This is a genomic window from Lentibacter sp., assembly GCF_965658795.1.
Taxonomy (GTDB): Bacteria; Pseudomonadota; Alphaproteobacteria; order Rhodobacterales; family Rhodobacteraceae; genus Lentibacter.
In genome coordinates this window covers 170582-195808 of the sequence record NZ_CBFHTG010000001.1, presented here as the reverse complement: position 1 = coordinate 195808, position 25227 = coordinate 170582, and the positions used below count along the sequence as shown (strand labels likewise).

The following is a 25227-nucleotide window of genomic DNA, read 5'->3' as shown; positions in this document are numbered from 1 at the left end:
AGGGCCATTTCGCAAGTCAGAACCGCTTAGCCACGACAATAATGCGAAATCATTTCATAATTTTTGCGAGGTCCAACAACCCGCCAGCGCACCTCAAAGCGTGGCCAATCGCCAAAATCATAGCGCACATCATATTGATCAGGCTCACACCAATGCGCCGCTGTGCCGCCCTCTGGGGGCACTTGGTGAAAGAAGCGCCCGTCTTCAAAGTAGACATTCAACGCCTCATCCCAGCGATAGCGCCGCTCCGCGCGCATCGGTGGCTGACCCGCCACGTGCAAAAGCCCCTCCTCGGCATATGCGCCATCAGCAGCCCAGACAGCCGTGCCCTCAAACTGCGCCTCGGCCCCCTGCGCTGGCAGAATCCGCCGCGACAGCACCCATTGGCCCAGAAAGTCGGCAAGTTGTCTCATATATCGGCGTCCTGACTTGAGGTTAAGCAAGCCCCAGTCTATGACCGCCCTAACATTCTCTGCAACAGCGAAGGCGTCATTATGATCGAGCGTTACTCCCGCCCCGAAATGGTCTCTATCTGGTCTGCCGCGACCAAATTCAAAATCTGGTACGAGATCGAGGCCCACGCCTGCGAAGCCATGGCCGATCTGGGGGTGATCCCGCGCGAAAACGCCGAGGCCGTCTGGAAGGCCCGCGATGTCGAGTTTGATGTCGCCCGCATCGACGAGATCGAAGCCGAGACAAAGCATGACGTCATCGCCTTTCTCACGCACCTCGCCGAGCATGTCGGCTCCGATGAGGCCCGCTTCGTGCATCAGGGCATGACCAGCTCTGACGTGCTCGACACCTGCCTCAACGTTCAGCTCGTGCGCGCCGCCGATATCCTCATCGCCGATATGGAGAAGCTGCTCACAGCTCTCAAGACCCGCGCGATGGAGCACAAAATGACAGTCCGCGTGGGCCGCAGCCACGGCATCCACGCCGAGCCGACCACCATGGGCCTCACCTTCGCGCGCTTTTACGCCGAGATGGATCGCAACCTGGCCCGCCTCAAAATGGCCCGTGAAGAGATCGCCACGGGCGCAATCTCGGGCGCGGTTGGCACATTCGCCAATATCGACCCGCGCGTCGAAGAGCATGTCTGCGCCGAGCTGGGCCTCACGCCCGAGCCGATCAGCACACAGGTGATCCCGCGTGACCGTCACGCCATGTTCTTCGCCACCCTTGGCGTCATCGCCTCAAGCATCGAGAATGTCGCGATCGAAATCCGCCACATGCAGCGCACCGAAGTGCTCGAAGGCGCCGAGTTCTTCTCCATGGGCCAGAAGGGCTCGTCGGCGATGCCGCACAAGAAAAACCCTGTGCTCACCGAAAACCTTACAGGCCTCGCGCGCCTCGTGCGCATGGCCGTGATCCCCGCGATGGAAAATGTCGCCCTCTGGCACGAGCGCGACATCAGCCACTCGTCCGTTGAGCGCGCCATCGGCCCCGACGCGACAATCACGCTTGATTTCGCGCTCGCCCGCCTCACAGGCGTCATCGAGAAAATGCTGATTTTCCCTGATAACATGCTCGACAACATGAACAAATTCCCCGGCCTCGTGATGAGCCAACGGGTGTTGCTCGCGCTCACTCAAGCAGGTGTGAGCCGCGAAGAGGCCTATTCCATGGTCCAGCGCAACGCGCTCAAGGTCTGGGAAGAGCGGCTTGATTTCCAAGAGCTTCTGCTGGCCGATGACGCCGTTGTGAAAGCCCTTGGCGAAGACGGCATCAAAGCCAAGTTCGACATGGAGTATCACACCAAACACGTCGACACGATCTTCACCCGTGTCTTCGGCGAAAGCTGAGCCTGAAGGGGATGAGCATGCTCACAAACCGCGATATCGAAGAGCTCACCGCCTTTCGCCGCGCGCTGCATGCTCACCCCGAAATCTCGGGCGAAGAGGCCGAGACAGCCCGCCGCATCACAGCCGCGCTGCAAGAGCTTGCGCCCAGCCAGATCGTCACGGGGCTTGGCGGCCACGGCGTCGCGGCGGTGTTTGACAGCGGCACCCCCGGCCCGACCCTGCTCTTTCGTGCCGAACTTGATGCGCTGCCCATTCAGGAAATCAACGATGTTCCGTGGGCCTCGCAAATTGCGGGCAAAAGCCACGTTTGCGGCCATGATGGCCACATGACCATGCTGCTCGCGCTCGGGCGCATGCTCGCGCGCCAGCCTGTCGCCAAAGGCCGTGTCGTGCTCATGTTCCAACCCGCCGAAGAAGACGGCAGCGGGGCCAAAGCGGTTGTCGCAGACCCTGCCTTTGAGCAGATCGCGCCTGACTGGGCCTTTGCCATCCATGTCGAGCCGGGCCGCCCCTTTGGCCATGTCGCCACCTGCGCGGGGCTGATCAACTGCGCCTCCCTTGGCCTCAAGATCAAGCTCACAGGCAAGACAGCCCACGCCGCCACGCCCGAAGACGGCACATCGCCCGCCCTCGCGCTGGCCGCGCTCCTGCCCCGGCTTGATGCGCTCGGCCACGGCGGCGCGCTTGATGACAGCTTCCGCCTTGTCACCCTCACCCACGTCAATCTGGGCGAGCCGACCTTTGGCATCGCCCCTGCGGATGCCGAGATTTTCGCCACCCTGCGCACCACAGGTGATGCGGGCATCGCCAGCCTTGAGGCCGAGGCCCGCCACCTTGCAACAGAGGCCGCAGAGGCGCACGGCCTAGAAGTCGCCTTTGAAGTGCACGACCATTTCGCCGCCTCCATCAACAGCCCCGAGGCCTACGAAGTAGCTGTCAAGGCAATGGACTCGTTGAATATATCCCACGGCACCGAGGGTGTGCCAATGCGCGCCTCGGAAGATTTCGGCGTCTTTGGCTGGGGCGCTCGGGCCGCCATGCTCTGCCTTGGGCCGGGCGAGGATTATGCAGCCTTGCACAACCCCGATTATGATTTCCCCGATGATCTCATCCCGCTGGGCAGCGCAATTTTCGAGCGCATCGCCCGCGACCTCTTGGGGCCCGCTACCACCACATAGCGCCACCCGTGGCGACGAATCGTTCTTTGTGATAGGCTTGAGGCCTCAACAGAGAGGAATGACCGATGAAAAAAGCCCTTCTCACTGCCGCCTTCGTGCTCACAGCCTCCGTGGCCACAGCCGAATGCACCCGTGGTCACGAACAGGCCATGAGCTGCGCCGATGGCCAGTCATATGATGCCCAAACAGGCGCTTGCGTGCCGCTCGTCAGCAGCTAAACGCAGCCCCGAAGGCCTGTCAGCCTCCCGCCCAAGCCCGTTGCAACGCGGCTTGGGAAGGGTGCGTTTGCGCCCCAAATCCCGCGAACAGCGTTGCAGCCAATCCCCCCCTCCCGTAAGAGTTCCTGAGCCGTTTTGAAAAATCGGCCCGAATAATTGACTATTTTTGTCGCACAACCTTGCGTTTTGAAAAATCAGATGCATTTTTGTTCGAACCATAAAAAATACCCGGCCAGCAGGAGCGCCCGTGTCCCTATTCTTTATCGTCCTTTTGCCCTTCCTCGGCGCGTTGCTGCCAGGGCTTATGAATTCCGCAGGTCGCGCCGCCGTCGCTGGCGTCACCTTCACCGTGTCACTGGCCGCGTTTGTCGGTCTGCTTACCAACCTGCCCAGCGTGCTCGCGGGCGAGGTTGTGACAGCGCGGATTGACTGGATGCCGCTCTTGGGGCTCAACTTTACGCTGATGCTCGACAGTCTCGGCTTCTTCTTCGCGCTGCTCATCCTCGGCATCGGCCTGCTCGTCATCGCCTATGCGCGCACCTACCTCAGCCGCGACGACAACATGGGCGAGTTCTTCACCTACCTGCTGCTCTTCCAGGGCGCGATGGTGGGGATCGTTCTTTCTGATAACATCCTGCTTTTGCTGATTTTCTGGGAGCTGACCTCGCTCTCCTCCTTCCTGCTCATCGGCTATTGGAAGCACCTGCCCGCTGGGCGGCAGGGCGCGCGCATGGCCCTCACCGTCACGGGTATGGGCGGGCTTGCCATGGTCGGTGGTATGCTCATTCTCGGCCAGATCGTGGGCAGCTATGACCTCAGCGTCATCTTGCAAAACCGCGAGCTTATTCAGGCCGATCCGCTCTACGTGCCTGCGCTTCTGCTCATCTTGCTGGGCTGTTTCACCAAGTCGGCGCAGTTCCCCTTCCACTTCTGGTTGCCCCACGCGATGGCCGCGCCAACGCCTGTGTCGGCCTATCTGCACTCCGCCACCATGGTTAAGGCAGGCATCTTCCTCATGGCGCGGATGTGGCCTGTGCTTGCGGGCACCCCCGAGTGGTTCATCATCGTGACCTCTGCGGGCCTCATCACCATGGTGCTGGGCGCGGTCATTGCGCTTTTCAAGCATGACCTGAAGGCGCTTTTGGCCTTCTCCACCGTGTCACACCTCGGCCTCATCACCATGCTTTTGGGCACAGGCACAGCCTTTGGCGCAATGGCTGCGATGTTCCACATCCTCAACCACGCTACCTTCAAGGCCGCGCTCTTCATGTCCGCTGGCATCATTGATCACGAGGCCCACACTCGCGACATCCGCCGCCTTGGCGGCTTGCGCAAGCTCATGCCCGTGACCTTTGTCATCGCCACACTGGCCGCGCTCTCCATGGCAGGTATCCCACTGCTCAACGGCTTCCTCTCAAAAGAGATGATGCTCGAAGAAGCCACCCATACGGTGCTCTTCAACACACCGTGGCTCGTGCCTGCGCTGGCCACGTTCGGCTCGCTCTTTTCGGCGGCCTACTGCTTCCGCCTTATCGGCCATGTCTTCTTTGGCCCCGTGCGCGACGACTACCCAGCCAAGCCACATGATCCGCCCGCAAGCCTCTGGTTGCCGCCCGCGCTGCTCATCATCCCTGTGGTCGCCATTGGCGTGGCCCCCTTCCTGGCCGAGCCTTTTGTAAAGCTCGTCACAGCCTCGGTGCTGGGCGATGCTGCCGAAGTGCCGAAAGCCTATTTCAAAATCTGGCATGGCCTTGTGCCAGCGCTCTATATGTCGGTTGTTGCGGTTCTCGGCGGTCTTCTTCTTCTGGCCGCGTTCAAGCCTGCGCTCCGCATCTGGGATGCGCTGCCGCGCCCCGAGGCCAAGCAGATCTTTGACAAGATCATTGCCGCTGTGGTCGCCCTTGCCGAGCGTATCATCCTGCCGTTGCACAACGGAGCCTTCAGCCGCTACGCCGCCATCGGCACAGTTGCGATTGTGGCTGCAGGCTACCACGCCTTTGTCACAGGCTCAGTCGGCGCCCCCACGCGCGAGCTGCAAGCCGCTGGCCCCGTGCCCATCGCAGGCTGGCTCATGGTGGTTGCCGCCACGGGCGGGCTGGTGTTCTTGCACCGCAACCGCCTCTTGTCGCTCATTCTCATGGGCATCATCGGCCTCATGGTGTCGATCGGCTTTGTCTTCTTCAGCGCGCCCGATCTGGCGATGACCCAGTTCACCGTTGAAGTTGTCACAATCATCTTGCTCTTGCTCGCGCTCAACTTCCTGCCAAACCGCACCCCTGTTGAAAGCTCGGTTCTGCGCCGGATGCGCGATGCAGGGATCGCCATTGCCGGTGGCCTTGCCACCTTTGGTCTGGCCTATCACTACATGCTGCGCAGCGCTGTCAGCGACCCGATCAGCGGCTTCCACCTTGCCAACTCCTACAAAGGCGGCGGTGGCACCAATGTGGTCAACGTGATCCTCGTTGATTTCCGTGGTTTTGACACCTACGGCGAGATCATCGTGCTCGGGATTGCGGCGCTGCTGATCTATGCGCTCACCGAAACGCTGCTTGACGGCCCCGTGCGGGCGCGCCTGCTCAACCGCAAGCCAGACCAGCCCCGCGCGGGCATCAAGCACCCGATGATGATGGTGGTTCTCACCCGCGTGATCATGCCGGTCGTGCTGCTTGTGGGCTTCTACATCTTCCTGCGCGGCCACAACGAGCCGGGGGGTGGCTTTATTGCGGGCCTCATCGTGTCGATTGCCGTGGTCATGCAGTATATGGCCAGCGGCTTCTCGTGGGCCTCTGCGCGCCTGCGCTACCCCTACCATGGCGTCATTGGCGCAGGGGTGCTGATTGCAGGCCTCACAGGCATCGGCTCGTGGTTTGTTTCCAAGCCGTTCCTCACCTCAGACTTCACCTATGTGCGCATTCCGCCCTTTGAAAAGTTCGAGCTGGCCACAGCGGCGCTGTTTGACCTTGGTGTCTTCCTTGCCGTGGTCGGCGCGGTGATGCTCTCGCTTGAAAGCTTCTCCCGCCTTGCGCGCCGCGCCCATGTGGACGACAGCGAACACGCGATGGACATTGACCCCTCGCGCGAAAACCCGAACCGCATCGGCGCTCAGCCTGAAACACCAACCACCCCACAGGAGGGCGTGTAACATGGAGCTCCTTGTTGCCTCCGCAATCGGCTTTCTCACAGCAGGCGGGATCTATCTTCTGCTGCGCCTGCGCACCTTCCCGGTGATATTGGGGATTTCGCTGCTCACCTATGCGGTGAACGTGTTTCTCTTCACGACAGGCCGCCTCACCATCGGCGCGCCCCCCATCCTGCGCGACGGGGTGGAGACCTACGCCGACCCGCTGCCCCAAGCCCTCGTGCTGACAGCCATCGTTATTTCCTTCGGCATGACCGCCGTTGTGGTGATGATCGGGCTTGGCGCGTTTCTTGGCTCGGATGATGACCACGTAGATGATCAAACAGAGCAAGACGAAGCGGAGGCCAACACATGACCCACTGGCTCATTGCCCCCGTCGTACTGCCGGCGCTGCTGGCCCCTTTCATCGTGCTGGCCGCGCGCTACCACATCGGCATCCAGCGGGTGCTCTCGGTGGCTGGTGTGGTTGCGCTCATCGCGGTGGCGCTTGGTCTGGCCATGCAAAGCGCGGATGGCACCATCACACTCTACCGCCTCGGCGACTGGGCCGCACCTTTCGGCATCGTGCTGGTCGGTGACCGCCTCTCCACGCTCATGGTGCTGCTCACCGCCGTTCTGGGGCTGTTTGTGCTGCTCTATGCCATCGGCTCGGGCTGGGACAATCGCGGGAGACACTTCCACGCGCTCTTCCAGTTCCAGCTTATGGGCATCATGGGCGCGTTTCTCACGGGTGACTTGTTCAACCTCTTTGTTTTCTTCGAGGTTCTGCTCATCGCCTCCTACGGATTGATGATCCACGCAGGCGGCAACGCCCGTCTGCGCGCAGGGGTGCAATATGTGCTCTTCAACCTCATCGGCTCCACGCTCTTCCTCTTCGCTCTCGGCGCGATCTATGCCGAGACAGGCACGCTCAACATGGCCGATCTGGCCGAGCGCGTCGCCTTTGTGAGCGCCGAAGAAACCGTCGGCATCCGCATCGCCGCCGTGCTGCTGCTTCTTGTCTTCGCGATCAAGGCCGCGCTCGTCCCGCTGCACTTCTGGCTGCCCTCAAGCTACGCCGAAGCGCCCGCCCCCGTGGCCGCGCTCTTTGCGATCATGACAAAGGTCGGCGCCTACGCGATCATCCGTGTCTATACGCTGGTCTTCCCGCCAGAGCTTGAGGCGACGGCTGGCTTGCATGATGTCTGGCTTCTGCCTGCCGCGCTTATCTCTGTTGCCATCGGCATGGTGGGCGTGCTGGCGGCCAAAAAGCTTGACCGCCTCGTGGCGTTCTCGGTGATCGGCTCCATGGGCATGGTCATGGTGATGATCTCGCTCTTCACCCCCGCAGGCATCGCCGCAGCGCTCTACTATATCGTGCACTCCACACTTGCGGGCGCAGCGCTCTTTCTCATCAGCGATCTGGTGCGCACAGGGCGTGGCAGCCTTGGCCTCACGGCCAAAGCGCCCATGGCAGGTGCCGCGCTTACGGCTGCACTCTTCTTTGCAGGGGCCATCGCAATGGCAGGCTTGCCCCCGCTCTCGGGCTTCCTTGGCAAGCTCCTGCTGCTCAACGCCGCCTTCGCCTCGGATATGGCGGTCTGGATCTGGGCCACAGTGCTCATCTCCAGCCTGATCAGCATCCTCGGCTTTGCCCGCGCAGGCAGCGTGCTCTTCTGGAAGGCCAAGAGCGTGGCCCCAAGCGAAGACAGCCCCGCGCAAGACGCGCCTGCGCCCCTGGCCTATATCGCCGTCGGCGGGCTGATCGCGCTGCTGACCGCGCACACTGTCTTTGCGGGCTATGTGCACAGCTACACATCGGGCATCGCAGCACAGCTCTTTGCGCCGCAGCCCTATATCTCGACGGTGCTCGACACCCCCGGCAAACTCAGCACCCCAAAGGAGGGCTATTGATATGGCACGCGCAATCCGCTGGCTCATGCCCCACCCCTTCCTGACACTGCTTCTCGCAATCGTCTGGATCCTGCTTCAGAACGAGCTGTCTGCTGGCATGGCTGTCTTCGGCGTCATCCTCGGGATCGTGATCCCGTGGAGCACCTCGATCTGGTGGCCTGATACGCCCAGCCGCTTCAGCCTGCTCAAGATGGTGCCCTATAGCCTTGTGGTGATCTGGGATATCATGGTGGCCAACGTTCAGGTCGCGTGGATCGTGCTGACCGTGCCCAACAGCAAGCTCAAATCAACCTGGATCAGCGTGCCACTCGACCTTGTCGAGCCTGAGGCGATCACGCTTCTGGCTGGCACAATCACCCTCACCCCCGGCACAGTCTCGGCCGACTTGTCTGATGAAGGCCACTGCCTGCTTGTGCACGTGTTGCACACCGAAGACCCTGCCGCAGAGGTCGAAGCGATCAAGACCCGCTACGAGGCCCGCCTGAAGGAGATTTTCTCATGACAACCGCATCAGAGCTGCTCGACATCGCGCTCATCATTGCCTTCGTCTCGCTCGCCTTTGCACAGATCATGTGCATGGTGCGCCTTGTGATCGGGCCAAGCACGGGCGACCGTATCTTGGCGCTTGATACCATGGTCATCAACGCGCTTGGCCTTGTTGTCTTGCTGGGCATCCACCAAGGCGTGCGCATCTACTTCGAAGTCTCGCTGCTCATCGCCATGCTTGGCTTTGTGTCAACGGTTGCGCTCGCGCGCTTCATCCTGCGTGGAGATATCATCGAATGACCCTGCACATAATCGCCACCTACGCCTCTGCGGCCTTCCTGCTCATCGGGGCAGCCTTTGCGCTCGTCGCGGTGCTTGGCCTTCTCAAGTTCAACGATTCCATGGCCCGCCTGCACGCGCCCACAAAAGTCGGCACAATCGGGATCGGCTCTTTGCTCGTTGCCTCGATGATACAGTCGTTCAACACGGGCAATCCCTCCCTGCATGAAGTGCTCATCATGGCGTTTCTATTTGTCACAGCGCCGATCTCGGCCAACTTCATCGCCAAGGTCAATATCCACCAGCGCAGCTGCGACACGCCGCCAGCACCAAAGACCGATAAAGCATGGTCTGTGCTCAACACCTCGGCCGAAGACAAAGCGCTGTCCGAGACCACAGACACAGCCAGCTGAGACGCTGACAATCTGCCGCAAATTTTAGGCAAAAGCACTTCAAAACAATCGCACAATCCGCGTCGCCGCCCTCCTGAAAACGGGGGCGGCGAAAGGCTTTCTTAGGGGCTTCGCTCTAGGGTCTGACCCAAGCCAAATAGGAAGCCCCATGTCCGCGATGCAGCCCCTCTCACGCCTTGCGCCCAGCCCCGCTTCGGGCCGTGCCGCCACGCTCACGCCCGCGCAAAAAGCCGCCATCATTGTGCGCTTTCTGCTCAAGGAGGGGGCCGATGTGCCGCTGGAGCGGCTCTCTGACGCCAACCAGACCACCCTCACCGAGGCCATGGGCCAGATGCGCTATATCGACCGTGAGACACTCGCCAATGTGCTGGCCGAGTTCGCCCGCGAGATCGAGGCCATGGGCCTTGTCTTTCCCGCAGGGCTGGCCGAGGCGCTCCACGCTCTTGAAGGGCGCATATCGCCTGTCACCGCCGCGCGGCTGCGCAAAGAGGCGGGCGTGCGCCAAGTGGGCGACCCTTGGGAGCGTATCCGCGCGCTTGATCCTGAAAAGCTGCTACCGCTCCTGCGCGAAGAGAGCACAGAGGTTGCAGCCGTTCTGCTCTCCAAGCTGCCTGTGCCCAAAGCCGCCGAGCTGCTTGGCCAGCTCCCCGGCCCTGAGGCCCGCAAGATCAGCTACGCTGTCTCTCTCACAGGCAATGTAACCCCCGAAGCGGTCGACAGAATCGGCCTGTCTCTGGCGGCCCAGTTTGAATATGAAGCGCCCCGCGCCTTTGAAGACGACCCCGTGGAGCGGCTGGGCGCGATTCTCAACATCGCCAATTCCGACATGCGCGATGCGCTGCTCTCAGGTCTTGCCGAGGATGACGCCGAGTTTGGCCAGCGCTTGCAAAAAGCCATCTTCACCTTTGTGCATATCCCTGCGCGCGTGGGGCCTGTCGATGTGCCCAAAATCACCCGCGAGGTTGACCCCGACCTCTTGCGCACCGCCCTCGCCTTTGCGCTTGCAGCCGAAGATGAAGGGCTGCGCGCCAGTGCGGAGTTTATCCTTGGCAATATCTCCAAGCGCATGGCCGAAAGTATGCGCGAAGAGATCGGCGAGGCAGGCCGCGTGAAGCCAAAAGATGGCGAAGCCGCAATGAACGCCGTGGTTGCAGGCATTGGCGCACTCCAAGCCGCAGGCGATCTGGAGCTGGTCTTTGAAGAGGACGAAGACACCGAGGAAGACTAAGGCGCTTCCCCTCCTGCCCGAACTTCGTTAACCTGCGAAGGATTTTTCTGGCAGGACAGCCCATGCCCCTCTCCACAACGTCAAAAGCCATTCTGCTGATGCTGGCAGCCATCTTCTGCTTTTCCACGATGGATCTGCTGGCCAAGCTGCTCTCGGCACGCGTTGGCACCATGACAACACTCTGGGTGCGCTACATCGGCCAGACCGTCTTTGTGACCCTGCTCATTCTGCCCAAGATCAGCCAGATCGCGCGCACCCGCTACCCCAAACTGCAATTCGCCCGCTCGGTCTTTCTGCTTGGGGCGACCACGTTTTTCTTCTTTGGCATCTCCAACATCGGCTTGGCCGAAGCCGCCTCGGTTATGTCCACCAATCCCGTCTTTATCACTCTGGGCGCGGCCCTCTTTCTGGGCGAGCGCTTCGGCTTGCGCCGCGCCGCTGCGATCTTGGCCGCCTTTCTAGGGGCCTACCTCGTCATACGGCCCGGCTCTGATGTGTTTTCGCCCTATGCGTTGCTGCCTCTGGCCGCCGCGATCTGCTATTCGGCCTATGCCCTCGCCACCCGCTTTGTCGGGCGCGATGAAAACGCATGGACATCGCTCTTTTACACCGCGCTGTTCGGGGCTGTTGTGCTCACACTGGCCTTGCCTCGCTTCTGGCAGCCCATCGGCCTTGCCGAGGCGCCTTATGTCGTCGGAATAACCCTCTGCGCCACACTGGGCCAGCTCGCCCTCATCCGCGCGCTGATGGCCGGAGAAGCGGCGATGCTCGCGCCCTTTTCCTATGCGGGTATCCTCTTTGCGCTCACCTACGGCTTCTTTGTCTTTGCCGATGTGCCCGACCTGTTCACCCTCCTTGGCGCCTGCGTGATTGCGGCCTCAGGCCTCTATGTCTGGCACCGCGAAACCTTTGCAAAGCCCAAAGCCTAGCGCAAACCAGCCCTCCGATTGCGGCCAAATGCACCGTTTTTACCCCATCAAAACAGCCCTGAGTCGCATAAGAAGACCCTAGGGACCCAAGGTTGTTGCGCAGGAAGCACAGGCTAAGCATCTGTTTCAAAACAACTAAAGATCGAGTCGCGTTGCTCTTAAGCATTTAGACAAATTGTCACTTTTTCGCCCCATTTCATCCTTAAGAAAAACAGGAAGAACAGCGAAAAGTCTGTTTATTGAAAAAACCGAAGGCAGAAGCTGACGATGAAAAAGACAGAGCTGGCGCATGCTGTGCGTCTGCGGGTCTCTAATGTGCCCGCTCCCGCATCTATCCGTATCTGCGCCCGAGCTGTGGCGGCCTCTGCTTCTGCGGGGGCGATCTGATGCGCAACAAGCTCCTGCTGCCCATTTTTCTGACACTGGTTGGCTGTATGCCGGGCAATATGTCCGACACGCCCTCGCGCGGCTTTGTTCAGGAAAGCGCGCTCGGCCTGCCCCCACTCAAATCCTTCAATGTCAGCACAGCCCAAGCGCCGATGCGCTCCAACAGCGACATCGCCCGCGATATCCTCGAACTCTCGTTTCACCTTGAGTCAGGTCGCGAGCTGCCCGTGCTCACGCGCTTTGAAGGCCCCATCAGCATCCGCGTCACAGGCGCTCCGCCCGCCACGCTCTTGCCCGACCTCACACGCCTGATCTACCGCTTCCAAAGCGAGGCCCGCCTCAACGTGAGCCTGACCAATGCGCCCGATGCCAACATCACAGTGCAAGCCGTCAGCCGCGCCGACATTCGCAAGAACCTGCCCCATGCCGCCTGCTTCGTGGTGCCCAATATCTCCGATATCTCCGAGTATAAGGCCGCCCGTCGCAGCGCCAAAACCAACTGGGCGCTGATGCGCCAGCGCGACAAGCTGGCCGTGTTTGTCCCCAATGATGCAAGCCCCCAAGAGGTGCGCGACTGCCTGCACGAAGAGCTGGCCCAAGCCATCGGCCCGCTCAATGACCTCTACCGCCTGCCCGATTCTGTCTTCAACGACGACAACATGCACACCGTTCTCACGGGCTTTGATATGCTCGTGCTGCGCGCCTATTATGCGCCCGAGCTGCGCACAGGGATGAGCAAACGGCAGGTCGCCGCTGTGCTCCCCGGTGTTCTGGCGCGGCTCAACCCGCGCGGCGAGGCCTTCAGCCCCGAGCGCACAGCCCCGACCCCGCGCAGCTACATCGCCGCCGTCCAGACGGCCCTTGGCCCGGGCGCAAGCATGCCCCAGCGGCGCAAGGCGGCTGAAAAGGCGCTCGACATCTCCCGCGCCTTCGGCTGGCAAGACCACCGCCGCGCCTTTGCACACTATGCCATGGGCCGCATTGCGCTCGCCTCCGAGCCTGACACAGCGCTCAAGCACTTTCAGGCCGCAGACCAGTTCTACTCCAACTCACGCTCCACCACCTTGCACCGCGCCTATGTGGCCTCGCAGCTGGCCTCCCACGCCATCAGCCAGGGCAACGGCGTGCGCGCCCTCGCCCTCGTCAACCCCGCCATGCACATCGCCAAAGACCACGAGAATGCAGCGCTGCTCAGCACCCTCATGATGCTGCGCGCCGAAGCCCTCGAGTTGACGGGACGTTCCTCAGAAGCGCAGCATGTCAGACTGGACAGTCTGGGCTGGGCACGATACGGATTTGGTTCGGAATGGGCGGTGCGTGCAAAGATGCGCGAGATATCAGCGCTCAGTCCGCGACGGGGCCAAAGCGGGTAAGACAACATGATAGTAACTCTCGGCTTTCTCATCGGCGCTCTGACAGGAGCGGTGGTGGCATATAGAAAAGGCGGCAACAAACTGGACATGTTCCAGCATGGTATCGCCTTCGCGATCATCTTTGCGATTGTCGCTCTCTTCATCAATATTGCTATTCTGCGGATGATGTGAGGCCCCCATGTTTCTGCCCTTCTTTGAGAACCTCCGAGAAGCTCAGATCCCTGTGTCCCTCCGCGAATATCTGACCTTTCTTGAAGCCGTGAAAGCGGGTCTTGTGACCTATGACATCGAGGGATTCTACTACCTCGCACGCACATCCATGGTCAAGGACGAGCGCCATATCGACAGGTTTGATCGCGCTTTTTCCAAAACATTTGAAGGCCTTGAGGGCATTACTTTAAGTGATGCTTTAAATGCAGTTGATATCCCCGCCGAGTGGCTTGAAAAGCTGGCAGAGAAACATCTGTCTGAGGAAGAGCGCGCCGAGATCGAAGCTTTAGGCGGCTTTGACAAGCTCATGGAAACCTTGAAAGAACGCCTCAAAGAGCAAGAGGGCCGCCATCAGGGTGGCAGCAAATGGATCGGCACAGCCGGCACATCTCCTTTTGGCGCCTACGGTTACAACCCTGAAGGCGTGCGCATTGGCCAGAGCGAAAGCCGCCACAAAAGCGCTGTCAAAGTCTGGGACAAACGCGAGTTCAAAAACCTCGATGGCGATGTCGAGCTTGGCACCCGTAACATCAAAGTCGCGCTCAAGCGCCTGCGCCGCTGGGCCCGCGACGGGGCCCATGACGAGCTTGACCTTGACGGCACGATCCGCGCCACGGCCGAGCACGGCTACCTCGATGTGAAGACCCGCCCCGAGCGGCGCAACGCCGTGAAAGTGCTCTTGTTCCTTGATATCGGCGGCTCGATGGACCCCCACATCAAGATGGTCGAAGAGCTTTTCTCTGCCGCCAAGTCCGAGTTCAAACACTTTGAGCATTTCTACTTTCACAACTGCCTCTATGAGGGCGTCTGGAAAGACAATGCCCGCCGCTGGGACCAGCAAACCCCCACATGGGAGGTTCTGCGCACCTATGGGGCCGACTACAAATGTATCTTCGTGGGCGATGCCTCCATGTCGCCCTACGAGGTCGCCTATGCAGGCGGCGCAAACGAACACTGGAACCCCGAGGCGGGGCAGGTCTGGCTCGAGCGCGCCCGCGCGCAATGGGCCAACAACGTCTGGATCAACCCCGTGCCCGAAAAATACTGGAGCTATACCCAGTCCATCGGCATGATTCAGGAGATCTTCGAAGATCGCATGGTGCCCATGACACTTGATGGCATCACCCGTGGCATGCGCGAGCTGATCTAGCAGCGCACGCCGCATTGACTAATTTTCGGTTAACAAGACGTCGCACAAGGCGGTGCACGCATGGTGCACGCCCGGTGCACGCAGTGTGCCCCCCTGTTTCGGGAGGCTCAATGGCCGTTAACCCCACCGCGCGCTGCGCTCAGAGCTCGAACAAGGCCCCCGGCCCCCAGCCGCTTGCATCGACCTGCGCCAGTTTTAACAAGTGCCAGATAAGCGCTTGATTTGACGAGATAACAGGGCAGCCCGCGCGCCGTTCGGCTTCGGCCAGAATGCCGAATGTCCGCAAGTTGGTGCAACTTGCGAAGATCGCATCGCAAGCGTTTGATTTTGCTATGCTTTCAATCGCTTCCAATGTGCTGATTTCAGCGATCCGCGCGACCTTTTTGTCCTCGGCCACGTTAAAACTCAGCTCGGAAACCGTCTCAAATCCGGCCTCTCCCAGCAGCTCCCGCATCGGCGCAGTCACCTCTTTGACATAGGGGCTGACAAAGCCAATTTTCTTTGCCTTCAAGGCCTTAAGCGCCGCCATCACAGCCGAGATCGGATCGGTGACCGCCGCGCGCGGGTGGCTGCGCCCCACCAGCTCCGCCACCCGTGCAGGCCCGATCACCGTGCTCGCAGAGGTGCAGGCATAGCCCACAGCCGCCAAACCCTCTGGCAACAACGCAGCCACATCAGGCAAGCGTTCTTCCATCATTTTCAGGGTCTTAGGTGTCACATCTGCTTCAGCCGCAATGCGCGCATGAACAAGGCTCACATCACGCCCCGCCAGAACCTGCCGCGCCTCGCTTTCCAGTGTCTCGTCGGTTGAGAGCACAATAAGGCCCAGCTTCGCCGCGCCACCAAACCCTTGATCTAGAACATAATTTGGCACCGTACGCTCCTCGAAATATCGCTGGCACGAATCTGCAACCACACCTAACCTTGCCCTATGACCAGCGCCTCTGTCACGCCTATTGCTCTTCCCGGCCAAACCCTCTTTGGCCCAATAGGCCGCAGCACAGCCAAACACCCGTTGCGCAGCCCCCTCAAAGCCCCCATATCTTTGCCATGTTAAAGCTCCTCCCCCTTATCCTGCCGCTGCTCTATGGCTACGTCATCTACCGCTTTTCTGTGCGCAACACGTTGAAAGAGCTTGATGAAAAGTCATCCGAGCTTGCCGACCCTGCCTTTCAACCCGTGCTTTCACGGCTCGCGGCTGCGCTCGGCCTTGAGCGTGTGCGCGTGTATCTTTACGAGATCGAGCCGGTCAACGGCCTCGCAGCGCCGGACGGGCGGATTTTCATAACCCGTGGGTTTTACAACAAGTTTCGCCAAGGCGAAGTGAGCGCCGAAGAGCTCGCAAGCGTTATCGCTCACGAGCTTGGCCATGTCGCCTTGGGCCACTCGCGCCGCCGCATGATCGATTTTTCAGGGCAAAATGCGATGCGCATGGCGCTTGGGGCCGTGTTCTCGCGCTTCATTCCGGTGATCGGCTACTGGCTTGCCAATTTTGCCACATCGCTTCTCGCGGCGCGGCTCTCGCGCTCGGATGAATATGAGGCCGATGAATACGCCGCTGCGCTCATGACAAAGGCTGGCTTCGGGGTGACCCCGCAGATCGAGCTATTCCACAAGCTGGAGCGCCTCACAGGCGCTGTGGCGGGCAGCCCCCCCGCATGGCTGCTCAGCCACCCCAAAACAGACGAACGTATCGAGGCGATCCGCAGCCTCGAGGCGCGCTGGCAGAAGGCTTAAGACAGCGCTTTCGCCAGCCGCGGCAAGCGGGCCTTTTTAAACAATGTGCGCATCGTCCACGCCTCACCTGACAGCTCGCAAGCCACCCGCAACACACGCGCTGCAACCGCTGAAACACGTTCAGGATCCGCCGCAAAAACACCCCGCAGGTAGGCATCCGGGTCCATCAGGCTCAGGCCCTCCTCCGCCAAGATTTGCGCAGGAAAATCCTTTTTATTCAATGTGATAATAGCATCAGCCGAGCCTGCAACAGCCGCTGCAAGCACGTGGATATCGCCCGCATCAGGCAGCCAAAGGCGCGCTTTGAGCCCCTCGCCATAGCGCACCCGCCCGTTTGGCCAGCGAGCGTTGAGCATGGCTATTTCACCCTCGGCAAACACGCGTGCACCCGCCTGATGCTTTTCTGCTGTATGGGCCCACTCGCCCTCGATCTCGGCAGACCACAGCGGCTCGAAAGCCCCCGAATCCGCCACGCCCAAGAGCATCTCGCGCATGACAGTCGGATAGAGCACGCAAGTGTCTAGCAGGAGCTTCACAGGCGGTAGAACAACGCTTTGAGGTAGCCGCTTTCCGCCAGCTGCGGCATCAGCGGGTGGTCAGGCCCCGCAAAGCCCGTATGGATCAGCTGGCTCGTGCGCCCTGCGCGGCCAATGCCACGGCTGGAGGCGGCGCGAAACTTGCTCAAGTCAGCCGCATGCGAGCAAGAGCACAGGCCCAGATAGCCGCCCTCTTTCACCAAGACAGAGGCCAGCCGTGCAATCCGCTCATAGGCCCGCAAGCCTGCATCAAGCGCCTTTTTAGACGGCGCAAAAGCGGGGGGATCACAGATCACCACATCAAATCGGCGGCCCTCTTGGGCCAGAGCCGCAAGGGCATCAAACGCATCAGAGACCCGTGTTTCAAAGCGCTCGGCCATACCTGAAGCCGCAGCGCCCGCTTGGGCCAGCTCAAGTGCCGCAGCCGAGCCATCGACAGCCACAGCGCTCGCTGCTCCGCCCGCCAAAGCCGCAAGGCCAAAGCCGCCGACATGGGAGAAAACATCAAGCACATCAGCACCTTGGCTCAGCTTCGCAGCAAAGGCCTGGTTGTCGCGCTGGTCAAAGAAGATCCCTGTTTTCTGCCCGCCTGTCAGGTCGGCCATATAGGTCGCACCGTTCATCATCACAGGCACTGGCGCTGTGGGCGCCGTGCCCGCCAAGACGGCGCTGACGTCGTCCAGCCCCTCAAGGCCCCGCGCGCGCCCTGCGGCATTTTTCATGATCGTTGTGATACCATCCAGCGACAGCAGCGCTTCACACAGCGCATCCAGCTTGGCTTCGGCCCAAGCCGCATTTGGCTGCAACACAACCGTGTCGCCAAAGCGGTCGATGACCACACCGGGCAGGCCGTCGGCTTCGGCATGAACAAGGCGGTAAAATGGCTCTGAATAAAGGCGCTGGCGCATATCGAGCGCCTTTGTGAGCTTGGCCGCAAACCATGCCGCGTCAATCGTGGCAGTCACGTTGCGGTCCAGCATCCGCCCCGAAATCCGGCTTTCGGCGTTAAAGCCGACAAGCCCCATCGGCGCGCGCTCGGCGTCTTCCAGAAGCACCACCTCGCCTTTGGCGATGGCCTTGGTGCGGCGGTCGAGCACAAGCTCATTGTCAAACACCCAAGGCGCGCCATGGCGGATCTTGCGCGCGTCTGCTTTGGGGGTGAGGCGGATCGTTCTATAAGGGGACTGTGTCATGCAGCCCCCTTACATCACTTTTTGTTTGATGGGAAAGCCCTAGTAGAGCGCTGGAACAGGTGTTTCTGAGTTTGCAGCCTGTGCAACCTCCTCGCCTGCGTTGCGCGTCACAGTGCCTGTTGCAGCCGCAGCCGTTTCAAGCTCGCCGCGGATCACGCCAACCAAATGCTCGGTCACACGTTTTTTCTGGGTCTCGCCGCGCGCGTCAGCTTCAATCGCTGCTTGCCCGCCAAAGGCTTTCAGGTCTGCTTTCACTTTGCGTGGTGCCATAAGGTCGATGCCTGTCGCAGGGTCTGTCACACGCATCATAAAGCTGATGGAGTGGCTGCCACCGACCGTGTAGCGCGCTTTGTCGGTCACCGAGTGAAAGCGCAACACATCAATCTCGACATGAGCAGGCGTTGCGCCTCTCAGGTCTTTTGTGGCAACTTTGGCGCTATCTTGAAAGATCGCACCCACCTGCTCATAGCGGTCGCCACGCGCCTCACCGCGCCAGACAATATCGGCAACAGGGTAAAACAGCTCCGCTTCAGAAACCCGCAAATCGCGCGAAACATTCACCTCGACATCCCGGATCGCGATAACCTCGCTGAGCGGCGATTGCTCTTTAGGCGCCTCAAAAGATGCGTTTCGTGTGGCCACATCAACGCTGGCACATCCAGAAACAGTCAGCGCCAACGCGGCTACCAATGTTGCTTTTACGAATTTCATGTCCATTCTCCTTGGGCCTTTGCCCTTTACTGCTCGAGTAAGAGACTGGCCTCGGAATGGGACGACTTTATGGCATCATATGGGTAAATAGGTGGTCGCTCAGAGCATGGTTAATGCGGTGTGTCGCGCCGCCGCGCCATCCAGCCACCACGGCGGCGAGGCGCTTTCATCGTCTCAAGCCCGTCCTTGAGAACCTCGGTCATAGGGTGCCCCGCAACCCCGTGGCGCGCGAGCAAAAGGCCGATGGTCTCTGTCTGATCCATCTCGACAGGCAGGCTCAGCGCCCAGTCCAGAAAGATCGAGCGGCACTCGGGCGCAGTGATGCCTTCGATGTTGTAAGCCTCACGAATAAGCGCCTTCGGATCGTAAATGTCACCCTTCATCGCCTGCTCCTCCCAAAGTGGCCGCTATGATTGCCGCCGCAGCGTTTGCGCAGCTTTGCAACTCTGTTTGCAAGCTGGCAAGGCAATTCGCCCCTGTCTCTCTTAAGACAAGCTGCGCGGCTCCGACACTGGCGCTGTCTGCATCAAAAGGCTTGTCTGACAAGAACCGTGTACTGAGGTTCAGCGCCCAGAGAAGCCGATAGGCGCGCATCAAGGCTTGGCTCGCAGCTTTATCCACCAACCCGGCCTCCAGAAGCCCCTTCACACCCGCTTGCACACGCACGCTGGCGCCTCCTGCCGCCAAAGCGCCCATCTGGGAAAAAAGCTCTATGTCTTGCAAACGCCCTGCCCCAAGCTTGGCATCCCATGGCCCGCTGGGCGACTTGGCGGTCGCAATCTTGCTGCGCATCTCGGCCACGCCATTGCGTGTGCGGCTGCGGTCCTGACCCTTTTCAGCCAGAATCGCTTGGCGAAAGGCCGTAAACTCGGTGCCCAAGCTCGCAAGCCCGCAGATCGGGCGCGCCCGCACAAGCGCCAGATGTTCCCAAAGCCAGGCTTCGCTTTGCTGATACGATTTGAACGCAGGCCAGCTGGTGGCAACGGGCCCTTGGTTGCCCGAGGGCCGCAAGCGCATATCAAGCTCATAGAGCCTGCCCTCGGCCATAGGCGCACTCACCGCGGTCACAAGCGCTTGCGTCAGCCGCGCATAATAGGGCCGCGTGGCCAAAGGCCGCCTGCCCGTAGACATCTCCACATCCTCGGGGTCGTAGATCACAATGATATCAAGGTCAGACGCGCTGGTCAGGCGGCCTGCGCCCAGCGAGCCCATGCCGATGACCGTTGCGCCCTTGCCGGGCTGGGGGCCATGCTTCTCTTCAAATTGTGCCACCACCTCGGGCCAGAGCGCCACAAGCGCGGCCTCCGCCAGCTGGGCATATTGCGTACCCGCCTCCTCCGCTCCCGTCAGACCGCGCAAGAAGTGGACGCCGACGCGAAAGTGCCACTCTTTGTTCCAACGGCGCGCAAGGTCCAGCTTGCGCTCATAGTCTTCCTCTGCGGTCAGAAGCGCGCCCAGTTCCCCCGCCAAAGCTGCCACACTTGGCCAATCAGAGAAGAAGTCTCCCCCGATGACCGCGTCAAACACAGCCGAATTGCGGCTGAGGTGGCGCGCAAGTGCAGGGGCTGTGCTGACAATATCAACCACAAGGTCAACAAGCTGCGGGTTGGCCTCAAAAAGCGAAAACAGCTGCACACCCGCGGGCAGACCCGCCAAAAAGCCATCAAACGCCAGCAGCGCCGCGTGAGGGTCAGAGGAAAGCGCCAGCGCGCGCAGAATATCTGGCTTGAGGCGGTTGAAAATCTGCGTGCCCCGCTCCGAGCGCAGCGCAGCATAAGTCGGCCAGCGGCTGATCACGTCCTGATCCAGCGTCTCCAGCTCGGGGCCCGCCGCTTCGGGCGCAATCGCATCAGGCGCAAAGAAGCCCTCGGTCAGCTCGTGCACCTCTTCCAGCCGCTCTCGTAGCTCGGCCTCAAGGCTGGCGCGCTCTCGACCCATAAAGGCCGCAAGCTGCTCCATACCCTCGCCAGAGCTTGGCAAAAGATGCGTCTGTTGATCCGCTATCATCTGCACACGGTGCTCCACCTCGCGGTGCGCACGGTAGTGCGTGCTCAAAACATCGGCCACATCTTGAGGCACCCAGCCCTTTTCGGCCAGCCGCGCCAGCGCCGGCACTGTGCGCCGCTCGCGCAGCTCAGCATCGCGCCCTCCCGAAATAAGCTGGCGTGTCTGCGTGAAAAACTCGATCTCCCGAATGCCCCCGCGTCCAAGCTTCATATTGTGGCCCAAAAGCTCAATCGCCCCGCCAAGCCCTTTATGCTCGCGAATGCGCAGGCGCATGTTGTGCGCGTCTTCAATGGCTGCAAAATCCAGATGCTTGCGCCACACAAAGGGGCGCAGGGTCTCCAGAAAGGCCTCACCCGCGGCCACATCGCCCACACCGCAACGCGCTTTGATATACGCCGCCCGCTCCCATGTGCGCCCGAGGCTTTCATAGTAGCGCTCAGCCGCCTCGGCCGCCATACACACAGGCGTCACCGCAGGGTCAGGGCGCAAGCGCAAATCGGTGCGAAACACATAGCCTTCTGCCGTGCGGTCATTGAGCATAGCGCTCATGGCGCGGGTCGCTTTGATAAAAGCCTTGCGCGCCTCGAAAAAGTCGTCGCGCTCAAAGCGGGTTTCGTCAAACAGGCAGATCAGATCGATGTCAGAGGAGTAATTAAGCTCATATGCGCCCATCTTGCCCATAGAGAGCACGAACATCCCCCCGAGTGTGCCAAGATCGGCCTCTGTCATGCCCGGCAGCTTGCCACGCTTGATTTCAGCACCCAAAGAGGCGCGCAGGCTCAGGCTCACAGACAGATCGGCAAACTCTGTCAGCGCGCCCGTCACCTCTTCCAAAGCCCAGACACCGCCAAGGTCGGCCAGCCCCGTGAGCAAGGCGACCCTCTTTTTGGCGCGGCGCAATTCACTGCCCAGATCGGGCGCGCCCACTTCAGCCAGCCGCGCGAACTCGGCGCGCAAGGCCAGCTCGGGCGCGTCAAACGCCTCACTCATCCATGTTGCCTCACGGCTCATCAACGAGAGCAGATAAGGGCTACAGCCAGCAGCCCCCTCTACAAGCGCCAAAAGCTCGCCGCTCAGCTCTGGAAACAGCTGTTGCGCTTGCAGCGCGCGCTCGGCGTCAAAGGCTCTTGGCAGACGGGTGATTTTCTGTGCAAATTCCATGCCTGAAGATGCGCTGCGCCCAAAGCCGCGTCAATCACCAAGAGGAACAGACACATGTCAAAAAGCCTGAAACGCGTGCGCGCCGCCCTTGAGGGCGAGGAGACAGAAATCCGCGAAACAGGTGAGGCCAAGACAGCCCTTCAAGCCGCGACGGAACTGGGCGTTGAGGTTGATCAGATCGCCAAATCCATCATCTTTCAGGGTCAAAGCTCGGGCGAGGCTCTTCTGTTTGTCACAGCTGGCGGCAATCAGGTCTGCGAGGCGAAGGCGGCCGCCTTGGCAGGCGAGCCCTTGGGCCGCGCCGATGCCGCAGTTGTCCGCGCACAAACAGGCTTTGCCATTGGCGGTGTATCCCCGATTGCCCATAAAACCGAGATCCGCAGCTTTTTTGATACGCGCCTGCATGATTTTGGCCTCGTTTGGGCCGCTGCAGGCACACCGCACCATGTTTTCAGCATGAAACCCGCACGTCTTCTGGAGAAGTCTGGCGCACAAGTGGCTGATTTCACGAGCGAATAACGCTTATGTAAAAAAGATTAACATAAGCCCTTGCGCGAAGGGCAACCGGCTCCAATATTGGTAATGTAAAAAGTATTTACATTTAAACTCGCAAAGGAGCCCCCATGACCCACACTGCAGATTTTCAAATCCAGCCCCAAAGCTGGTTCGCCCGCTCAGAGGCCTGGCTTGATAGCAAAGGCAAAGGGGCCTGGATCGCCGCTATGGTTCTGGGCTTTGTCTTTGTCTGGCCTGTCGGGCTGGCACTTCTGTTTTACATGATCTGGAGCAAGCGTCTTGGCCCTGGTCGCTGTAGCAAAGGCCGCGAACACCGTCACAGCCGCTTTCAGGCCTCACGGTCTTCAGGAAACTTGGCCTTTGACGCCTATAAAGACGAGACCCTGCGCCGCCTCGAAGATGAACAGCACAGCTTTGAAGCTTTCCTTGAGCGCCTGCGGGACGCCAAAGACAAAGCAGAGTTTGACCAGTTCATGGATGACCGTGCCGAAGCCAGCTCTGCCTCCGAAGAGCCCGCTGAAAAGGCCTAACCCCCTTTACGCCTGCCGCTTGGCCCTCCTATCCTGAGGGCCAAGTGTGTTATAAAAGCAAACCGATTTCAAATGAGGACACGATGGATAGCCAGAGCTTTGCCCTGCCCGACCCACACTATCAGCCAGAGTTCTATGCCGATGTGCCGCTCAAGCGGCTCATCGCGTGGGTGATCGACACGGTGCTGATCATTCTGCTTGTTGTTGTCATTGTTCCGTTCACGGCTTTTACGGGGCTGTTCTTCCTGCCCTTGCTCGGGTTTGTGGTCAATTTTGGGTATCGCGTCATCTGCCTTGCCAACGGTTCGGCAACGCTGGGGATGCGCCTCACTGCGATCGAATTTCGCACAGGCGATGGCGCAAAGTTTGACCTCTCACATGCGCTGCTGCACACGCTGGGCTACACTGTATCCTGGATGTTTCCTCTCGCGCAGTTTGTGTCGGTCATCTTCATGGCCTCCCAAGAGCGCGGCCAAGGCCTGTCCGATATGGCGCTTGGCACCGTCGCGCTCAACCGCCGCGCAGGCTGAGACACCCACCTCCGAAGAAAATCGGCCGCGCAATCTCTTGCGCGGCCGTTTTCATGTCTGCTTAAGGCCTCACTCCAGCGTCAGCGCCACAAACCTTGGCTCGCCCGCGCGGCGCACCAAAAGCAAGAGCGACTTGCGGCCACCATCCTTGGCTTGCTCAATCTGCGCGTCAAGCTCGCCAACCGTGGTGATCTTTTGCTGCCCCGCCTCTGTGATGACGTCGCCCGCGCGCAGACCTTTTTCAAAAGCTTCTGACGCTTCATCAACATCGCCCACAACAAGGCCGGTCGCCTCCGGGCCAAGCTCAAGCTGCTCGCGCAGCTCGTCTGTCATCGGCGAGAGCGTCAGCCCCATCATCTCGGTCTGCTCGGGCTCGCCCTCCTCTGGCGCATCCGTACCTGCCGAAGCATCAGCGCTTTCCGCATCTTCGCGGCGGCCCAGAGTGATCTTGAGGGTCTGTGTCTTGCCTTCGCGGAAGACAATCACACGCACCGCTTTGCCAACATCCGCGTTGCCAACCGTGCGCACAAGGCCGCGCGTGTCATCCACCTCGACACCGTCAAAGCTCATGATCACATCGCCCGCGAGCATACCGGCCTCTTTGGCTGGCCCGTCAGGCACATCCGTCACAAGCGCGCCGGCTGTCTTCTCAAGGCCAATCGCTTCCGCCACATCATCGGTCACATCCTGAATGCGAACCCCGAGCCAGCCACGGCGCGTTTCGCCAAACTCGCGCAGCTGGTCAACAACCCGTGTCACCACGTTTGAAGCCATGGAGAAGCCGATCCCGATCGAGCCACCATTGGGGCTAAGAATTGCGGTGTTCACCCCCACAACCTGACCATCCATGTTAAAGAGCGGGCCGCCCGAGTTGCCACGGTTGATGGCGGCATCGGTCTGGATGTAGTCGTCATATGCGCCTTGAAGGGCGCGGTTGCGCTGGCTGACGATCCCGGCAGAAACAGAGAAGCCCTGCCCCAAAGGGTTGCCCACAGCCAAGACCCAGTCACCCACGCGCGCCGTGTCACTGTCACCAAAAGGCACAAATGGCAGCGGCTCGTCGCTTTCGACCTTGAGCAGCGCGATGTCTGTCTTGGGGTCTGTGCCGATCACTTTGGCCTCAAGCTCGGCTCCCGAGAAAAACTCGATGATCACCTCATCAGCCCCCTCAATCACGTGGTTGTTGGTGACAATGTAGCCATCTTCAGAAATCACAAATCCAGAGCCAAGCGCCGAAGAGCGGCGGGGGCGGTTGCCTTGGCCGTTGCGGTCCTGAAATTCGCGGAAGAAGTCTTCAAACGGGCTGCCATCAGGCACAATCGCCCCCGGACCCGTGCCGCGCGCCACCATGGTCGAAGTTGTGATGTTCACAACCGAAGGGCTCACCTTGTCGGCGAGGTCTGCAAAGCTTTCGGGCCTCGCCTGCGCCACAATGGCTTGCGCCAGCACAAGGGCTGCGCCCAGCATCATCAGCCAAAGCGCCCGCATGGCACTTGTCTGGTTCGTCTTCATCACAATCGCTTTTGTTGCCTGTCTCACACTGATGCTCCTTTATCTCGTGTGATCATTCCACGCCAAGCGGCATGGGTTCAATCTCTTATATATGTAAACTAGGGTCTAT

26 protein-coding genes are annotated in these 25227 nt (G+C 60.5%); 18 read left to right on the top strand and 8 right to left on the bottom strand.

Annotated features, from left to right (window positions below; genetic code table 11):
* Window positions 1-26: 26 nt before the first annotated feature.
* Window positions 27-413, bottom strand: a complete 387-nt coding sequence (locus ACTG3X_RS01030; protein WP_439109361.1) for a DUF6314 family protein — start codon at window positions 411-413, stop codon at window positions 27-29.
* 81 nt (window positions 414-494) lie between these two features.
* Between ACTG3X_RS01030 and purB the strand changes: the two genes are divergently transcribed.
* From purB to ACTG3X_RS00960, 14 genes are all read left to right on the top strand, one after another.
* The gene (gene purB / locus ACTG3X_RS01025) at window positions 495-1802 is read left to right on the top strand and encodes an adenylosuccinate lyase (protein WP_439109360.1); all 1308 of its coding nucleotides are present in this window, start codon (window positions 495-497) and stop codon (window positions 1800-1802) included.
* A 17-nt stretch (window positions 1803-1819) separates the two neighbouring features.
* Window positions 1820-2980 carry an amidohydrolase gene (locus tag ACTG3X_RS01020; RefSeq protein WP_439109359.1) on the top strand — a complete coding sequence of 387 codons (1161 nt, stop codon included), beginning with the start codon at window positions 1820-1822 and terminating at the stop codon, window positions 2978-2980.
* A gap of 65 nt (window positions 2981-3045) precedes the next feature.
* Entirely contained in the window at window positions 3046-3198 is a 153-nt protein-coding gene (locus ACTG3X_RS01015) for a chitin-binding domain-containing protein (protein ID WP_439109358.1), read from the top strand.
* A 247-nt stretch (window positions 3199-3445) separates the two neighbouring features.
* Window positions 3446-6340: a monovalent cation/H+ antiporter subunit A gene (locus ACTG3X_RS01010; protein WP_439109357.1), complete on the top strand. Its 2895-nt coding sequence runs from the start codon at window positions 3446-3448 to the stop codon at window positions 6338-6340.
* 1 nt (window position 6341) lies between these two features.
* Window positions 6342-6692 (top strand): Na+/H+ antiporter subunit C, encoded by a 351-nt coding sequence (locus ACTG3X_RS01005; protein WP_439109356.1) that lies wholly within the window; start codon window positions 6342-6344, stop codon window positions 6690-6692.
* Window positions 6689-8230: a monovalent cation/H+ antiporter subunit D gene (locus ACTG3X_RS01000; protein ID WP_439109355.1), complete on the top strand. Its 1542-nt coding sequence runs from the start codon at window positions 6689-6691 to the stop codon at window positions 8228-8230. Before ACTG3X_RS01005 ends, ACTG3X_RS01000 begins: the two co-directional genes overlap by 4 nt.
* Before the next feature lies 1 nt (window position 8231).
* Complete coding sequence (locus ACTG3X_RS00995) at window positions 8232-8732, top strand: Na+/H+ antiporter subunit E (RefSeq protein WP_439109354.1); 501 nt, start codon at window positions 8232-8234, stop codon at window positions 8730-8732.
* Complete coding sequence (locus ACTG3X_RS00990) at window positions 8729-9016, top strand: K+/H+ antiporter subunit F (RefSeq protein ID WP_439109353.1); 288 nt, start codon at window positions 8729-8731, stop codon at window positions 9014-9016. Before ACTG3X_RS00995 ends, ACTG3X_RS00990 begins: the two co-directional genes overlap by 4 nt.
* A complete protein-coding gene (gene mnhG / locus ACTG3X_RS00985; protein ID WP_439109352.1) occupies window positions 9013-9408 on the top strand; it encodes a monovalent cation/H(+) antiporter subunit G in 396 nt (131 codons plus the stop codon). Before ACTG3X_RS00990 ends, mnhG begins: the two co-directional genes overlap by 4 nt.
* Window positions 9409-9556: 148 nt before the next feature.
* Window positions 9557-10636: a flagellar motor switch protein FliG gene (locus ACTG3X_RS00980; protein ID WP_439109351.1), complete on the top strand. Its 1080-nt coding sequence runs from the start codon at window positions 9557-9559 to the stop codon at window positions 10634-10636.
* 62 nt (window positions 10637-10698) lie between these two features.
* A complete protein-coding gene (locus ACTG3X_RS00975; RefSeq protein ID WP_439109350.1) occupies window positions 10699-11565 on the top strand; it encodes a DMT family transporter in 867 nt (288 codons plus the stop codon).
* A gap of 386 nt (window positions 11566-11951) precedes the next feature.
* Window positions 11952-13325, top strand: a complete 1374-nt coding sequence (locus tag ACTG3X_RS00970; RefSeq protein ID WP_439109349.1) for a DUF2927 domain-containing protein — start codon at window positions 11952-11954, stop codon at window positions 13323-13325.
* Window positions 13326-13331: 6 nt separating this feature from the next.
* Window positions 13332-13496: a hypothetical protein gene (locus tag ACTG3X_RS00965; RefSeq protein ID WP_439109348.1), complete on the top strand. Its 165-nt coding sequence runs from the start codon at window positions 13332-13334 to the stop codon at window positions 13494-13496.
* Window positions 13497-13503: 7 nt separating this feature from the next.
* Window positions 13504-14685: a vWA domain-containing protein gene (locus ACTG3X_RS00960; RefSeq protein ID WP_439109347.1), complete on the top strand. Its 1182-nt coding sequence runs from the start codon at window positions 13504-13506 to the stop codon at window positions 14683-14685.
* 139 nt (window positions 14686-14824) lie between these two features.
* On the opposite strand, the gene ACTG3X_RS00955 is transcribed toward ACTG3X_RS00960, so the two are convergent.
* On the bottom strand, window positions 14825-15559 hold the full coding sequence (locus ACTG3X_RS00955; protein ID WP_439109346.1) for a maleate cis-trans isomerase family protein: 735 nt from the start codon (window positions 15557-15559) through the stop codon (window positions 14825-14827).
* A gap of 176 nt (window positions 15560-15735) precedes the next feature.
* On the opposite strand from ACTG3X_RS00955, the gene ACTG3X_RS00950 reads away from it, so the two are divergent.
* The gene (locus ACTG3X_RS00950) at window positions 15736-16422 is read left to right on the top strand and encodes a M48 family metallopeptidase (protein WP_439109345.1); all 687 of its coding nucleotides are present in this window, start codon (window positions 15736-15738) and stop codon (window positions 16420-16422) included.
* On the opposite strand, the gene ACTG3X_RS00945 is transcribed toward ACTG3X_RS00950, so the two are convergent.
* The 5 genes from ACTG3X_RS00945 to ACTG3X_RS00925 form a co-directional block, all read right to left on the bottom strand.
* Window positions 16419-16958: an RSP_2648 family PIN domain-containing protein gene (locus ACTG3X_RS00945; RefSeq protein ID WP_439109344.1), complete on the bottom strand. Its 540-nt coding sequence runs from the start codon at window positions 16956-16958 to the stop codon at window positions 16419-16421. The genes ACTG3X_RS00950 and ACTG3X_RS00945 overlap by 4 nt on opposite strands.
* Entirely contained in the window at window positions 16955-18151 is a 1197-nt protein-coding gene (locus ACTG3X_RS00940) for an RSP_2647 family RNA methyltransferase (RefSeq protein ID WP_439109343.1), read from the bottom strand. The genes ACTG3X_RS00945 and ACTG3X_RS00940 overlap by 4 nt, the downstream gene beginning before the upstream one ends.
* A gap of 39 nt (window positions 18152-18190) precedes the next feature.
* Complete coding sequence (locus ACTG3X_RS00935) at window positions 18191-18862, bottom strand: DUF6778 family protein (protein ID WP_439109342.1); 672 nt, start codon at window positions 18860-18862, stop codon at window positions 18191-18193.
* Window positions 18863-18972: 110 nt separating this feature from the next.
* Window positions 18973-19245 (bottom strand): hypothetical protein, encoded by a 273-nt coding sequence (locus ACTG3X_RS00930; RefSeq protein WP_439109341.1) that lies wholly within the window; start codon window positions 19243-19245, stop codon window positions 18973-18975.
* Window positions 19235-22030 (bottom strand): bifunctional [glutamine synthetase] adenylyltransferase/[glutamine synthetase]-adenylyl-L-tyrosine phosphorylase, encoded by a 2796-nt coding sequence (locus ACTG3X_RS00925; RefSeq protein ID WP_439109340.1) that lies wholly within the window; start codon window positions 22028-22030, stop codon window positions 19235-19237. The genes ACTG3X_RS00930 and ACTG3X_RS00925 overlap by 11 nt, the downstream gene beginning before the upstream one ends.
* Window positions 22031-22084: 54 nt before the next feature.
* On the opposite strand from ACTG3X_RS00925, the gene ACTG3X_RS00920 reads away from it, so the two are divergent.
* From ACTG3X_RS00920 to ACTG3X_RS00910, 3 genes are all read left to right on the top strand, one after another.
* A complete protein-coding gene (locus tag ACTG3X_RS00920; protein ID WP_439109339.1) occupies window positions 22085-22549 on the top strand; it encodes a YbaK/EbsC family protein in 465 nt (154 codons plus the stop codon).
* 104 nt (window positions 22550-22653) lie between these two features.
* Window positions 22654-23076: a DUF2852 domain-containing protein gene (locus ACTG3X_RS00915; RefSeq protein ID WP_439109338.1), complete on the top strand. Its 423-nt coding sequence runs from the start codon at window positions 22654-22656 to the stop codon at window positions 23074-23076.
* A gap of 83 nt (window positions 23077-23159) precedes the next feature.
* Window positions 23160-23606: an RDD family protein gene (locus tag ACTG3X_RS00910; protein ID WP_439109337.1), complete on the top strand. Its 447-nt coding sequence runs from the start codon at window positions 23160-23162 to the stop codon at window positions 23604-23606.
* 69 nt (window positions 23607-23675) lie between these two features.
* Here the strand turns inward: ACTG3X_RS00910 and ACTG3X_RS00905 are convergent, their stop codons facing one another.
* Window positions 23676-25118 (bottom strand): Do family serine endopeptidase, encoded by a 1443-nt coding sequence (locus ACTG3X_RS00905; protein ID WP_439109443.1) that lies wholly within the window; start codon window positions 25116-25118, stop codon window positions 23676-23678.
* Window positions 25119-25227: the final 109 nt, after the last annotated feature.

What these genes read in the sequence shown, in the direction of transcription:
- ACTG3X_RS01030 (WP_439109361.1), bottom strand. Translation starts at nt 413, where the DNA reads ATGAGACAACTTGCCGACTTTCTGGGCCAATGGGTGCTGTCGCGGCGG.
- purB (WP_439109360.1), top strand. Translation starts at nt 495, where the DNA reads ATGATCGAGCGTTACTCCCGCCCCGAAATGGTCTCTATCTGGTCTGCC.
- ACTG3X_RS01020 (WP_439109359.1), top strand. Translation starts at nt 1,820, where the DNA reads ATGCTCACAAACCGCGATATCGAAGAGCTCACCGCCTTTCGCCGCGCG.
- ACTG3X_RS01015 (WP_439109358.1), top strand. Translation starts at nt 3,046, where the DNA reads ATGAAAAAAGCCCTTCTCACTGCCGCCTTCGTGCTCACAGCCTCCGTG.
- ACTG3X_RS01005 (WP_439109356.1), top strand. Translation starts at nt 6,342, where the DNA reads ATGGAGCTCCTTGTTGCCTCCGCAATCGGCTTTCTCACAGCAGGCGGG.
- ACTG3X_RS01000 (WP_439109355.1), top strand. Translation starts at nt 6,689, where the DNA reads ATGACCCACTGGCTCATTGCCCCCGTCGTACTGCCGGCGCTGCTGGCC.
- ACTG3X_RS00995 (WP_439109354.1), top strand. Translation starts at nt 8,232, where the DNA reads ATGGCACGCGCAATCCGCTGGCTCATGCCCCACCCCTTCCTGACACTG.
- ACTG3X_RS00990 (WP_439109353.1), top strand. Translation starts at nt 8,729, where the DNA reads ATGACAACCGCATCAGAGCTGCTCGACATCGCGCTCATCATTGCCTTC.
- mnhG (WP_439109352.1), top strand. Translation starts at nt 9,013, where the DNA reads ATGACCCTGCACATAATCGCCACCTACGCCTCTGCGGCCTTCCTGCTC.
- ACTG3X_RS00980 (WP_439109351.1), top strand. Translation starts at nt 9,557, where the DNA reads ATGTCCGCGATGCAGCCCCTCTCACGCCTTGCGCCCAGCCCCGCTTCG.
- ACTG3X_RS00975 (WP_439109350.1), top strand. Translation starts at nt 10,699, where the DNA reads ATGCCCCTCTCCACAACGTCAAAAGCCATTCTGCTGATGCTGGCAGCC.
- ACTG3X_RS00970 (WP_439109349.1), top strand. Translation starts at nt 11,952, where the DNA reads ATGCGCAACAAGCTCCTGCTGCCCATTTTTCTGACACTGGTTGGCTGT.
- ACTG3X_RS00965 (WP_439109348.1), top strand. Translation starts at nt 13,332, where the DNA reads ATGATAGTAACTCTCGGCTTTCTCATCGGCGCTCTGACAGGAGCGGTG.
- ACTG3X_RS00960 (WP_439109347.1), top strand. Translation starts at nt 13,504, where the DNA reads ATGTTTCTGCCCTTCTTTGAGAACCTCCGAGAAGCTCAGATCCCTGTG.
- ACTG3X_RS00950 (WP_439109345.1), top strand. Translation starts at nt 15,736, where the DNA reads ATGTTAAAGCTCCTCCCCCTTATCCTGCCGCTGCTCTATGGCTACGTC.
- ACTG3X_RS00940 (WP_439109343.1), bottom strand. Translation starts at nt 18,151, where the DNA reads ATGACACAGTCCCCTTATAGAACGATCCGCCTCACCCCCAAAGCAGAC.
- ACTG3X_RS00935 (WP_439109342.1), bottom strand. Translation starts at nt 18,862, where the DNA reads ATGAAATTCGTAAAAGCAACATTGGTAGCCGCGTTGGCGCTGACTGTT.
- ACTG3X_RS00930 (WP_439109341.1), bottom strand. Translation starts at nt 19,245, where the DNA reads ATGAAGGGTGACATTTACGATCCGAAGGCGCTTATTCGTGAGGCTTAC.
- ACTG3X_RS00925 (WP_439109340.1), bottom strand. Translation starts at nt 22,030, where the DNA reads ATGGAATTTGCACAGAAAATCACCCGTCTGCCAAGAGCCTTTGACGCC.
- ACTG3X_RS00920 (WP_439109339.1), top strand. Translation starts at nt 22,085, where the DNA reads ATGTCAAAAAGCCTGAAACGCGTGCGCGCCGCCCTTGAGGGCGAGGAG.
- ACTG3X_RS00915 (WP_439109338.1), top strand. Translation starts at nt 22,654, where the DNA reads ATGACCCACACTGCAGATTTTCAAATCCAGCCCCAAAGCTGGTTCGCC.
- ACTG3X_RS00910 (WP_439109337.1), top strand. Translation starts at nt 23,160, where the DNA reads ATGGATAGCCAGAGCTTTGCCCTGCCCGACCCACACTATCAGCCAGAG.
- ACTG3X_RS00905 (WP_439109443.1), bottom strand. Translation starts at nt 25,118, where the DNA reads ATGAAGACGAACCAGACAAGTGCCATGCGGGCGCTTTGGCTGATGATG.